The following is an 11455-nucleotide window of genomic DNA, read 5'->3' as shown; positions in this document are numbered from 1 at the left end:
TTTAAAAAGCAAGAACTAATACTATCATTATCAGGTGTATAATCACACTTGCATAAAAAAAAGACAAGGTGGTACGGATACCTGCGCCGCCCATATTAGCTATCAGGTTAGCAAAAAAGCAAGTCATGGTAATGCCTAATATCCAAACCGGAGCATTATAGTAATATATAAGCACAGCAGGCAGGGCCAGTATCAATACACCATGTACCAGCAACGTGATAAAAAACCAAAGTGTACGGTTACCGGCTTGTTTATCAGCATAAGCAAGGTACCTTTGCCATAAGGTTATTTCCTGTGTAGTTGCGTTATCAGTATGCGCCCAGTTGGCATCAATTGTAGTTTTTAAAGTAGCCATGATATTATTCTTTTTGTATGACTCAAAAATCGCGTTTGATGACCTGTTGAGACATGACGCCAGTCAAACCAGAAAGTGATTGTAAGCACATTTTATCATTTACAGAGGGTAGTTGCAGTCCTGATATCCGGACTTAAATAAGGTATATTTAGGTTGAGGCCCCGCATGATAAACCAGGCGCCAAGAAAAAGCATAAAATAAGGGATCACCTTGTTGAGGCGCAATCTTAATGGTTGTGTAAACATCTGGCTGCCCACCGTGGCAACCAGCATTAATGGCAGTGTACCAAAGCCAAAGCACATCATAAATTTACCTGCCGCAATTGCCGAATCGGTATTTAGGGCGCCGATCAATGCCATATATACAAAGCCACAGGGCAATAAACCGTTTAACATGCCAATAATCAAATGACCAGCTTTACGATTAATAGCATATACGATTAACTGGTTAAACGGCTTTAGCAATGCGTTGAAACGTACTGATTTTATAAAGGAGCGTTTAGCCATACGCGATACTGCCGCAAAAGCGATCAAGCATCCGCTGATGACACTTATACCCTGCTGCAACCCAGCCAACCAGAGCTGTTTACCTAATAATCCAAAAACTAACCCGAGTGTGGTATAAGTAATGATCCTGCCTGTATTGTAAAGCAGCTTATCCCATACCATCCATAACATGCTTTTTTGCATTGACGGAATTGCAAAAGCCAGGGGTCCGCACATCCCAATACAATGCACACTGCCAAACAAACCAATAAAAAAGGCAATTTCATTAACACTCATGGAATAAACATTTCCTGCTTATACAAATACTGCTTGCCATTACTTCCCCATTCAAAAACAAGCTGCCACTGGCCTTTGGCAAGCTGATTTATTGGAACCGCTACCTGGCTGTTATTAAAGATTAAGGTCTTGTCCAGGTGCCTGTCAGACGGGCGGATAAAATGCAGCTGGCCTTTCGCATTATCATGGAACAGGATCTTTAAATCCTTTTCTACAATGCTTACCGTAGGCTGCATATGCTCATTTACAGCGCGCTGTTCTTTATCATATTCTTTATCAAAGGCAAGCCCCTTTTCGTAATACTTTTGATCATAATCATCTGGCTGCATAAACATATACACACCCATACACGTGATGAATGACATAAAACATGCCATGCCGATCATTAATTTTTTCCCCCAGTTCATTGTTTAATCTCCATACACCGGCCCTATAAACGTAGTGTTTACTGTAGCCAGCATTTTATTTTGTTGAATAATGTTTAATTGAATGTCGGTTTTTGGATTGTGAATCCCTTTAGCCGGAATCATGACAAAAAACATGATCTTTACTGAAGCACCTTTGTCAAGCACACCGGGAGCCTGGATAAATTTGATCTTAACATCCGGATCTGCCGGCACCAAATTAATGCGTTGCCTTTTATTCGTTTTATTAATCACATCAGCATTATATAAGTTACTGACATACCCTCCCGGCTGCTCCTGATACAGTGTACCCGCAGAGCGAAGTACCGTTACATCAATATCGCTGCGTTGTAAAACAAACCAGCTTAATACGCCTAATAATACCACTATTACGGCGCTGTATGCTTTCATACGCGTATTGAACGACAGCTTTTTGTTTTCTTTAATAACGTTTTCAGAGTAAAACCCGATAAGATTAAGCTCACGGTGAATTTTTTCCATTACCTGGTTACAGGCATCTATACAGGCTGTACAATTAATACATTCTAATTGTGATCCGTTCCTGATGTCGATACCAGTTGGACAAACATCTACACATAAGCCGCAGTCAACACAATCACCTTTAACGGTATCATCTTTTTTGGACAGCTTACCACGGGGCTCGCCACGCTGATAGTTGTAAGCTATATTTAATGTGTCTTTATCTGTAAGCACGCCTTGCAATCTACCATAAGGGCAAATCACGGTACACACAATTTCACGCACCTGGCTGTAAACAATATAAAAGGCCAGTGTAAATATCCAGATACTGATAAATCCTGACCAGTGCAGCTTTACAGGCTCCGTAATAATTTTGATCAGGTTTTCGCTGCCTGTGATGTAGGCAAGAAACGTATTGGCAATTAAAAAAGACAGCAGAATAAAAACAACGTGCTTTGTTGTTTTTTTAATGATCTTTTCGCTTGTCCAGGGGCCTTCGTCCAACTTGCGCCTTTTTTTAGCATCCCCTTCAATCCATATTTCAATCTTACGGAAAACCATTTCCATAAAAATGGTTTGCGGACACATCCAGCCGCAAAATATCCGTCCGAAAGCTATCGTAAATAAAACTATGCATACTATGCCGGCAAGCATAGCCAACACAAAAATAAAGAAGTCTTGCGGCCAGAAAACCTGGCCAAGCAAGACAAAGTGCCGGTCCATTACGTTGAATAATAGTAATGGCTCTCCTCCTACACGTATAAACGGACCGGCAAAGAACAGCGCTAGGTAAGCATAGCTTAACCAGCTTCGATAAGCGTATAATTTCCCTTTACGCACAACCGGATACAGCCACCGCCGTTTACCGTCGGTAGTTGTATTGGGTTGCGGGTTTATATCTGCCGTTAACATGGTATTATTTTGTTTTAGCAAGCATGGCGGTTTTAGCACCAGCTTTTACCCCATCATCATCTGTCTCTTTCTCTCCCTGCGGCTCTTTAGCGTTAGCCGGGTTAGTGCCATGTAACGATTTTACATAGTTGGCTACGTCAGCTATTTGCTTTGGCGAAAGTTGTTTTTCCCAGGTAGGCATACCCTTAGCAGTTACACCATATTTAATGGTTTTAAAAACATCTTTTATTTTGCCGCCGTGCAGCCAGTAATCGTCTGTTAAGTTCGGCCCTACAACACCCTGTGCATGGTCGCCGTGACAAGGCACGCAGCTTTGTTTAAATACAGCCTGCCCTGCTGCTAATGTTGCCGCATCTGTTTCCAGTTTTACTGTATTTTCATCAACACGGTTAGCTGATTTTGCCAGGTAAATAGCTTTTTCTTTTGCAGCAACGGCCATTTCGGTTTTATACTCGTCATATTGTAACTGACCAAAACCAAATACGTGATAGATCAGTATATAGCAAACTCCAAAAGCAATGGTAATGTAAAACAGCCCCATAAACCAAGCCGGTGTAGGATTATCCAATTCCTGTATACCATCATACTCATGGTCCATGATCAACGATTTCTCTTCTGACAATGGCTTTAACGAAAGGATCTTCTCAACCACGCTTACCTTCGGTTTCTTTTTAGCAGCTTTTGCAGCAGCTTCTTCAGCCTGCATTTCGGCATAAGCTTTAGGGCCAAGTATTACTTTGGTCATTACTTTAAATGCTTTAAGCAATACCAGCATGGCCGCTAATATGGTGAGCAGTAATAATATAACCGCACCAAAGCCAATATAATCCTTCATTTCGCCTGAGATGAGGTCACTTGCTAATACAGGCCGGGCACTTGAAAGTAACAGCAACACAAATATTGATTTTATAACTTTCATGGTTGTACGTTTTGTGAGGTTTCGTCAATGGCATCATTAAGCGGTATTTCGCTCATGTAGTCTACATATTGCGCCCTTAACTTGAAAAGCATAAAGGTGACTACGATAAAGAATATCAAAAAAATACCGAGCGAGAAAAGCAGGTAACCCTGGTTACCGTTTATATTTTCTGTAAATTGCTTAAACATATGCTTAGTTGTTATTTGCGGTTTTGTTTACTTTAATATCTGTTCCAAGGCGTTGCAGATAAGCAATAATGGCAACGATCTCTTTATTGCTTTTTACCTTGATATGGTCTTTAGCCAGGTTATCAGCAATGCCTTTGGCCTGTTGTTCAAGATCATGGTTGGCCACTTTTTCATACCCTTTTGCATAAGGCACGCCCAGTTTGCGCATGGCATTTATCTTGGCTGCAGTGGTAGTAGTGTCCAGCGTTTGAGTAATCAGCCAGTCGTAGTTTGGCATGATACTGCCCGGCGACATTAAGCGCGGATCCATTAAGTGGTTATAATGCCAGGCATTACCATATTTGCCACCTTCACGCTGCAGATCCGGGCCGGTACGTTTAGATCCCCACAAGAACGGGTGGTCATATACAAACTCGCCGGCTTTGCTGTACTCGCCATAACGTTCGGTTTCTGATCGGAACGGCCTTACCGTTTGCGAATGGCAGCCCACACAACCTTCGCGGATGTAAATATCCCTGCCTTGCAATTCAAGCGGTGTATATGGTTTTACGCTGGCAATAGTCGGTATGTTTGATGATATGGTTAGCGTAGGCATCAGTTCTACAAACGTGCCGATAAGGATGACCACTAATGACAATACCATTAATTTGATAGGCTTGCGCTCCAATGTGCGGTGCCAGAAACCATCCTGCTCTTTGGTATAATTAGGCTCAAGTGGCATAGCTTCAGCAGCTTCATTGGCAACCAGTTTGCCTTGTGCCATTGTTTTTGCCAGGTTATAAGCCATAATGATTACACCTGCCAGGTAGAATGTACCGCCTATTGAACGCATCACGTGCATAGGCAAAATACGCATGGTGGTTTCCAAAAAGTTTGGATATTTCAGCATACCTTCCTGCGTAAACTCTTTCAGCATTAAGCCTTGGGTAAAGCCTGCCCAATACATAGGTATTGCGTAAAATAAGATACCTAATGTACCTATCCAGAAATGCCATGAGGCAAGTTTGGCAGAGTAAAGCGTAGTACGGTAAATGCGCGGGATAAGCCAGTACAGGATGGCAAATGTTAAAAAGCCGTTCCAGCCTAAAGCGCCTACGTGTACGTGAGCAATGATCCAGTCGGTAAAGTGGCCTATGGCGTTCACTTGCTTTAATGAAAGCATAGGGCCTTCAAAAGTAGCCATACCATAAGCGGTTAAGCCAACCACCATAAATTTAAGAATGGCATCATCGCGCACCTTATCCCATGCACCGCGCAGGGTAAGTAAACCATTGATCATACCGCCCCAGCTTGGCGCAATCAGCATAATAGAAAACACCACGCCTAATGATTGTGCCCATCCGGGCAATGTGGTATATAACAAATGGTGAGGCCCTGCCCATATATATATAAATATCAGTGCCCAAAAGTGCAGGATACTTAACTTGTAAGAGTAAATTGGCCTGTTAGCCATTTTAGGCAAAAAGTAGTACATCATGCCCAGGTATGGCGTTGTAAGGAAAAATGCTACTGCATTATGCCCGTACCACCACTGCACAAGGGCATCCTGAACGCCTGCAAACAGGTAGTAACTTTTAAATGCAGATATTGGCAGCTCGAACGAGTTAACAATGTGTAATACTGCAACTGTTACAAATGTGGCTATGTAAAACCAGATGGCTACATACAAATGCCGTTCGCGGCGTTTAATAATAGTGCCGAACATATTAACGCCAAACACTACCCATATCAGCGTTATGGCAATATCGATCGGCCATTCCAGCTCTGCATATTCGTGAGAGGTGGTTAAGCCTAAAGGCAATGTGATTACTGCCGAAATGATGATGAGCTGCCATCCCCAGAAATGGATTTTGCTAAGCACATCACTAAACATGCGGGCTTTAAGCAAACGCTGTAAAGAATAATAAACGCCCATAAATATGGCGTTGCCCACAAATGCAAAAATTACAGCATTAGTGTGCAGTGGGCGGATACGGCCAAACGTGGTGTATTGGTTACCCATGTTAGCCCCTGGTTTGTACAACTGTATGGCAACAAGCAGACCTACCGCCATGCCTATAATACCCCAGACAATGGTGGCAATACCGAAGTTGCGTACAATCTTGTTATCGTAATAAAATTTTTCGGGTTGCATAAAAGTTTAATTAATACCGGATTTTATGGTTGTAAAATTAGAGGAGCCTGCCTGATGACAGAATGATGACGATTGCCCTAAAAAATGATGTCAGTCATTTTCTTCTTCTCCGGGCTCTTTTTCATCAAGTAATATCCTTACTGATGGCGTATACAGATCATCGTGCTGGCCGTGGCGTTGTGCATAAAAAAATGCAAACAAAAAGATGAGGGCCAGCAATATGCTGCACCCGATCAGAAAATAAATAATGCTCATGCTAACTTGCGTTTTTTGGCAGCTACATGGGTAGCTATGCTGGTGAATGATATAATAGTTGCAGTGCTTAAAGGCATCAGTATGGCGGCTGTAAGCGGCGACAGGGCACCGGTTACCGCAAAGCTTAAACCGATTAAATTGTAGGTAAGCGATATCAGAAAGGATACATGAATAATATTAACCGCATCCTTTGAAAACCGGAGAAACCGGGGAAGTTTTGCAAGCGAGCGCCCATCTAAAATGGCATCGCTGCCGGGTGTAAAATTATTTACGTTATCAGTAATAGCCACACCAAGGTCACTTTGTTTTAAAGCACCCGAATCATTAAGGCCATCCCCTATCATCATTACCTTATTACCCGCCCTTTGCAAGCCTGCTATAAAATTGAGTTTTTGCTGCGGCGATTGATTAAAATGCAAACATTCTTCACGTTTAAAATAGGCCATCAGGTCGTTTTTCTCATGGTCCTGATCGCCTGACAGAAGTTGGATGTTATATTTTTTATTCAATTGAATAACATCTTCCAGTCCGTCACGATAATGGTGTTTGAAAGTAAAATAGCCGTGATATTTACCATTAATAACCATATGTACCTCGGTAGCCTGATGAACGGCCTCACTTCCGCCAAGTACAAACTCACTGCTCCCTACTTTAATCATGTGCCCGTTAACCTGGGCGTAAATTCCCTTTCCGGAAATTTCGTTGTATTCCGAAACTTCGAGCTTTTTCTGATGCCCCAGAAAATCACAGATCTGCCTGCTGAGCGGGTGTCCCGAATTACTGCAAACAGTGTATATCAGTTGCCGCTGTACATGATTTAAATCATCATAGCTGATCACATTATTCTCCGTATTGGTGGTGATGGTACCCGTCTTATCCAGAACAATGGTGTCAATGCGCGCCAGTTGTTCTACCACTGCTGTATTTTTAAGGTAAAACAAATTTCTGTCGAAAACGCCCAATGCTGCCGACATGGTAAACGGCGTACTTAAAGCTAATGCACACGGACAAGCTACTATCAGCACCGCCGTAAATGCTGATAGTCCACGCGTAAAATCACTTGGAAGCCAATATAGCAAGGCCCCAAATGCAATGGCCAGCAATACCACTATAAAATATTTGCTTACACGCTCATTAAAGGTTTGCATGCGATCTTCCTGGCTACGTTTAAAAGCCTCATTATTCCAAAGCTGGGTTAAATAGCTTTGCGAAACCGGCTTAACGACTTCAAGCTCAATCGACTCGCCAACCTGCCTGCCACCGGCATATACAATTTCACCTAATGATTTTGTAACCGGTATTGCTTCACCGGTAACAAAGCTGAAATCAATTTTTGCGTTTCCCCTTAGTAGTATCGCATCCCCGGGTATAATTTCGTTATGACGGATATGTATGCGTTGCCCCACTTTTAAATCAGACAGCGGAACCGGGCGTTCTCTTTCCTCTTCAATTACTTGTACCGCTACAGGGAAAAACGAGCGGTAGTCTCTCTCGAAAGAAATGTGGTGGTATGTTTTTTTCTGTACGAATTTACCTACCAGCAGAAAGAAGACAAGTCCGCATAAGGTATCTGCAAAACCCGGCCCTTTATGGGTTATGATCTCAGCGACCGTACGAATAAATAATACGGCAATGCCAAGTGCAAGAGGGAAGTCGATATTCAGGACTTTCTTACGAAGATTGTTCCAGGCGGATGAAAAATATTCGCGCCCACTGTAAAAAACAACAGGTAATGAGAACAGTATATTTAACCAGCCGAAAAATTGCCTGAAAGATTGCTCGTACCCCGAAAGGCCCAGATACTCCGGAAAACTGAGCAGCATTACATTTCCAAAGCAAAATCCTGCCACCGCTATTTTTTTTACCAGGTTATCTTTTGGCAGCTTTTGTTGCTGTTTAATGACATCGTGCAAACTGATTAAAGGTTCATAGCCTATGTCAACCATCAGTTCTACCACCTGCCTGAATGTGATTACATTGTTGCTGAATCTTACTACTACCTGCTTTTTCAGAAAATCAACCCGGCTATAATATATGCCAGGATCTATTCTGTTAAGGTTCTCGAGCAGCCAAATGCATGAACTGCAATGGATATAAGGGATGTAAAGTGTCGCTATGGTAATTTTGTCGTCCGTATAGTCGACCAGGTCTTTAACTATCGCGGCTTCATCAAGATATTCAAACCGCTTTTCAACCCTGCTGCGGTTAGCCCCGGGATGAAAGTTATAGCTGTAATAATTACACAGACCACTTTTAGATAAAATTTTAAATACGTTTTCGCATCCAATACAACAGAAGTTCTTTTCTTCATAAATAAAAAGTCCATCGTTGCACGTGTTACCGCAGTGGTAACATGTGGTTGCTGTGTCGGTTCTGCTGCTCATATTAAAAATTTTATCACTTCAAAAGTGACTGATAAACTGTTCTTAAAAAATGATCGGGACTCAGCAGAAAAATGACTAAGGTCACTTATTTAAAATTCCTTTATAAAAAAGAAACCCGGCAAAACCGGGTTTCATGTATTATTTAATTATTAAAAACCATCAGGGGCACGTTAATATGCCTTGCCATATCCTGTGTATGGCTATTATCAAACAACCGTTCTATTACATTTCTTTGCCGGTGTACCATGGCTATCACATCCACCTGCCCATGTTCACATAGCCAGGTTAGCCCGTTATTTACATCAAAGCCATTAAGGTGGCGGTAATATATTTTATGGTAATTGAGCTTCGATGATATTTCGCTCAGAAATTTATCTGCATCCTTTATTTGAGCATGATTTTCATAACGATCTTTTGTAATATGTGTAATCAGTATTTCGGCATTAAGCGGCTTTACAAACTGCGCTAATACTTGTAAAAGTTTCAGGTCTTCAGGATTTAGTTCTGTTGCAAACGCTATTTTATTAACCGGTGCATAGCTAACGTTTGATGGGATCAGCAGCAGCGGAAAACTTGCGTTTTCAATCATGTCCCGGCTATTGCTTCCTAAAAAGAACCGGCTTAATGAGCCCGCTCCGGACATTCCCATCACAACCATGCCAATGTTCTCTTCATGTACCAGGTTTCTGGTTATATCCACAACATTACCAACCTGACTGGTGTAATCAATCACCGGTTTAAAAACCGCCTTATCATTAAATTCTGATTTGGCCGACATTGTTTCTGCAAGTATGGCTAACCTGTCATTGGCCTCAGCGGTTAACGATCCATAATCTTCCAGCGGCCATGCTACCTGTGCGGCCATTACGTTTTCTGAGGGCACTTTAATAGCATGCATAATTTTAATGTTGGCGTGCAAAGCAGTGGCCAGTTGCGTTGCATATTTTACTGCATTGTTTGCACTTGCAGAAAAATCTGTGGTTACTAAAATCGTTTTCATAATAATAAGATTATCGTTTTGAGTAGAATTCGGTTACATTATATAAAGCCATTTCCAACGCTTTATCCAGGTTATAAATATCCTTGTAGGTTACAATCTGCCCTTCTTTGCTTTCACAGGTGAGGTAAGTGATCTTAACCGGTACCGGCCGCTTTAAATGGAATGTACGTGTTTCATAATTTTGCATAGCCGCTTTTACTGCACTTACACTACTGCCTGCACCATCATTTTTCAAAAGCAGGGCAGCAAGTTGATAAGCATCTTCAACCCGGATACAGCCATGACTAAAGGCACGCTCTTTCTTGTTGAAAAGTTGTTTCTGTGGCGTATCGTGCAGGTAAATATCAAATGGATTGTTAAACCTGAATACGATCAGCCCTAAAGAATTATCGCACCCGGCAGACTGACGCGCATAATAAGCTGAGGGATTTTTAGCAATTATGCTCAGGCTATGCTTGCTAATCGGCACATCTTTACCCTGCCTGTCATAAACCGCAAACTGATTTTTTTCGAGATAAGCTGTATCGGCAAGTGCCTTGGGCAATAATTCTTTAACAAATATTTTTTGAGGCACTTTCCAATCGGGTGCGGTAATAAAATGTGTCAGGTTGCTGGCTAATGTAGGTGTAGGCGTTGCCGGCTTACCCACAATTACTTTAAAACTAACATCCGTATCGGGCTTGTGCCATATTAAAGTGTAAGACGGAATATTTACCCATAACAGGTTGTTATCATCCACATCAATCCATCTCAGCCTTTCCATGTTAATGGCCACTTTGCGTACTTCGGCTTCGGGCACTTCATAGCAATCGCCCTGATACTGGCCTTTAGTTAAATGCATATAATTTTGCAAAGCAGCATATGCTTTAGATTTAGGTTGCACGCCCACAATAGCGCTCATAAAATCCTGCTCGTTAAATGCTGAAATCAGTGCCTGCTCTGTATTAAAATTCAGATTTCCATCATCGATCTTTACAGCCGGAAACCGTGGGTTTAGTTTTCCGTAATGCAGATGGTTCATAAAAGTGATGAGGGCATCAGTTAAAGTGATTTCAAATTTTGCTTTTTGTTCCACTGTAACCTTCCCTGGGGTTTCAAATATCTGGTGCAACTGATCGTAAGAAAGTTCGGCGGCATGATAATCATTATGTGACAAACCAAACTCAAGCACGCAATCAAGCATAAGCATAGCCTCCCAGGTATGTTTATGATCTGCCTGCGGCGTTATCCATAACGGGTTATAATTTTCTTTTTGGTAAAGCCGTTTTACAGATGCAGGGTAATATAGGTTAATCGAGTCCTGGTTTAAAAGTTGTTGAATAGCCGCAGAAATATTTTCGGTCTGTAAATTACCATTAGCATGGGCAACAGCTTTACCTGCCGGTAATATAAGCTGCAATAATATGCCTGTTAAAAGCATCATCAAGCTGATGCCTATACTCAATACCGGTTTCTTGATCTGCTTTTCCATGACACTTAATTTTAATGTAAATGTCAGGCAGACAGGCTGATTTTAACGTGACCATAGTCACTTATCTATTTGATGTACAACACTATCGAATTATAGTCATGATATATTTTTCCAATAAAAACTAACACATTATCTGCAGTTGCAGACGGCATTTACAATACCTTAACCATG

At 41.7% G+C, this 11455-nt stretch carries 11 protein-coding genes; all 11 read right to left on the bottom strand.

The window, feature by feature from the left end:
• Nucleotide 1 precedes the first annotated feature (1 nt).
• Nucleotides 2-355 (bottom strand): hypothetical protein, encoded by a 354-nt coding sequence (locus tag PQ461_RS10065; protein ID WP_274303883.1) that lies wholly within the window; start codon nucleotides 353-355, stop codon nucleotides 2-4.
• 95 nt (nucleotides 356-450) lie between these two features.
• The gene (locus tag PQ461_RS10060) at nucleotides 451-1137 is read right to left on the bottom strand and encodes a sulfite exporter TauE/SafE family protein (RefSeq protein ID WP_274303881.1); all 687 of its coding nucleotides are present in this window, start codon (nucleotides 1135-1137) and stop codon (nucleotides 451-453) included.
• The gene (locus PQ461_RS10055; RefSeq protein WP_274303878.1) at nucleotides 1134-1544 is read right to left on the bottom strand and encodes a FixH family protein; all 411 of its coding nucleotides are present in this window, start codon (nucleotides 1542-1544) and stop codon (nucleotides 1134-1136) included. Before PQ461_RS10055 ends, PQ461_RS10060 begins: the two co-directional genes overlap by 4 nt.
• Before the next feature lie 3 nt (nucleotides 1545-1547).
• A complete protein-coding gene (ccoG, locus tag PQ461_RS10050) occupies nucleotides 1548-2933 on the bottom strand; it encodes a cytochrome c oxidase accessory protein CcoG (RefSeq protein WP_274303876.1) in 1386 nt (461 codons plus the stop codon).
• 4 nt (nucleotides 2934-2937) lie between these two features.
• On the bottom strand, nucleotides 2938-3852 hold the full coding sequence (locus PQ461_RS10045; RefSeq protein WP_274303874.1) for a cbb3-type cytochrome c oxidase N-terminal domain-containing protein: 915 nt from the start codon (nucleotides 3850-3852) through the stop codon (nucleotides 2938-2940).
• Nucleotides 3849-4040 (bottom strand): hypothetical protein, encoded by a 192-nt coding sequence (locus PQ461_RS10040; protein ID WP_274303873.1) that lies wholly within the window; start codon nucleotides 4038-4040, stop codon nucleotides 3849-3851. The genes PQ461_RS10045 and PQ461_RS10040 overlap by 4 nt, the downstream gene beginning before the upstream one ends.
• A gap of 4 nt (nucleotides 4041-4044) precedes the next feature.
• Nucleotides 4045-6174, bottom strand: coding sequence for a cytochrome-c oxidase, cbb3-type subunit I (ccoN, locus tag PQ461_RS10035; RefSeq protein ID WP_274303871.1), 2130 nt, complete (start codon nucleotides 6172-6174; stop codon nucleotides 4045-4047).
• A 90-nt stretch (nucleotides 6175-6264) separates the two neighbouring features.
• Entirely contained in the window at nucleotides 6265-6429 is a 165-nt protein-coding gene (ccoS, locus tag PQ461_RS10030; RefSeq protein WP_274303869.1) for a cbb3-type cytochrome oxidase assembly protein CcoS, read from the bottom strand.
• Nucleotides 6426-8813 (bottom strand): heavy metal translocating P-type ATPase, encoded by a 2388-nt coding sequence (locus PQ461_RS10025; protein ID WP_274303867.1) that lies wholly within the window; start codon nucleotides 8811-8813, stop codon nucleotides 6426-6428. The genes ccoS and PQ461_RS10025 overlap by 4 nt, the downstream gene beginning before the upstream one ends.
• A 142-nt stretch (nucleotides 8814-8955) precedes the next feature.
• On the bottom strand, nucleotides 8956-9813 hold the full coding sequence (locus tag PQ461_RS10020; protein WP_274303865.1) for a universal stress protein: 858 nt from the start codon (nucleotides 9811-9813) through the stop codon (nucleotides 8956-8958).
• A gap of 10 nt (nucleotides 9814-9823) precedes the next feature.
• Nucleotides 9824-11284 carry a L,D-transpeptidase scaffold domain-containing protein gene (locus PQ461_RS10015; protein ID WP_274303863.1) on the bottom strand — a complete coding sequence of 487 codons (1461 nt, stop codon included), beginning with the start codon at nucleotides 11282-11284 and terminating at the stop codon, nucleotides 9824-9826.
• Nucleotides 11285-11455: the final 171 nt, after the last annotated feature.

It is taken from the genome of Mucilaginibacter sp. KACC 22063 (genome assembly GCF_028736115.1).
GTDB lineage: Bacteria > Bacteroidota > Bacteroidia > Sphingobacteriales > Sphingobacteriaceae > Mucilaginibacter.
Note: the sequence above shows the minus strand (reverse complement) of the source record. Positions and strands in the feature narration are given on the sequence as shown.

What these genes read in the sequence shown, in the direction of transcription:
- PQ461_RS10065 (WP_274303883.1), bottom strand. Translation starts at nt 355, where the DNA reads ATGGCTACTTTAAAAACTACAATTGATGCCAACTGGGCGCATACTGAT.
- PQ461_RS10060 (WP_274303881.1), bottom strand. Translation starts at nt 1,137, where the DNA reads ATGAGTGTTAATGAAATTGCCTTTTTTATTGGTTTGTTTGGCAGTGTG.
- PQ461_RS10055 (WP_274303878.1), bottom strand. Translation starts at nt 1,544, where the DNA reads ATGAACTGGGGGAAAAAATTAATGATCGGCATGGCATGTTTTATGTCA.
- ccoG (WP_274303876.1), bottom strand. Translation starts at nt 2,933, where the DNA reads ATGTTAACGGCAGATATAAACCCGCAACCCAATACAACTACCGACGGT.
- PQ461_RS10045 (WP_274303874.1), bottom strand. Translation starts at nt 3,852, where the DNA reads ATGAAAGTTATAAAATCAATATTTGTGTTGCTGTTACTTTCAAGTGCC.
- PQ461_RS10040 (WP_274303873.1), bottom strand. Translation starts at nt 4,040, where the DNA reads ATGTTTAAGCAATTTACAGAAAATATAAACGGTAACCAGGGTTACCTG.
- ccoN (WP_274303871.1), bottom strand. Translation starts at nt 6,174, where the DNA reads ATGCAACCCGAAAAATTTTATTACGATAACAAGATTGTACGCAACTTC.
- ccoS (WP_274303869.1), bottom strand. Translation starts at nt 6,429, where the DNA reads ATGAGCATTATTTATTTTCTGATCGGGTGCAGCATATTGCTGGCCCTC.
- PQ461_RS10025 (WP_274303867.1), bottom strand. Translation starts at nt 8,813, where the DNA reads ATGAGCAGCAGAACCGACACAGCAACCACATGTTACCACTGCGGTAAC.
- PQ461_RS10020 (WP_274303865.1), bottom strand. Translation starts at nt 9,813, where the DNA reads ATGAAAACGATTTTAGTAACCACAGATTTTTCTGCAAGTGCAAACAAT.
- PQ461_RS10015 (WP_274303863.1), bottom strand. Translation starts at nt 11,284, where the DNA reads ATGGAAAAGCAGATCAAGAAACCGGTATTGAGTATAGGCATCAGCTTG.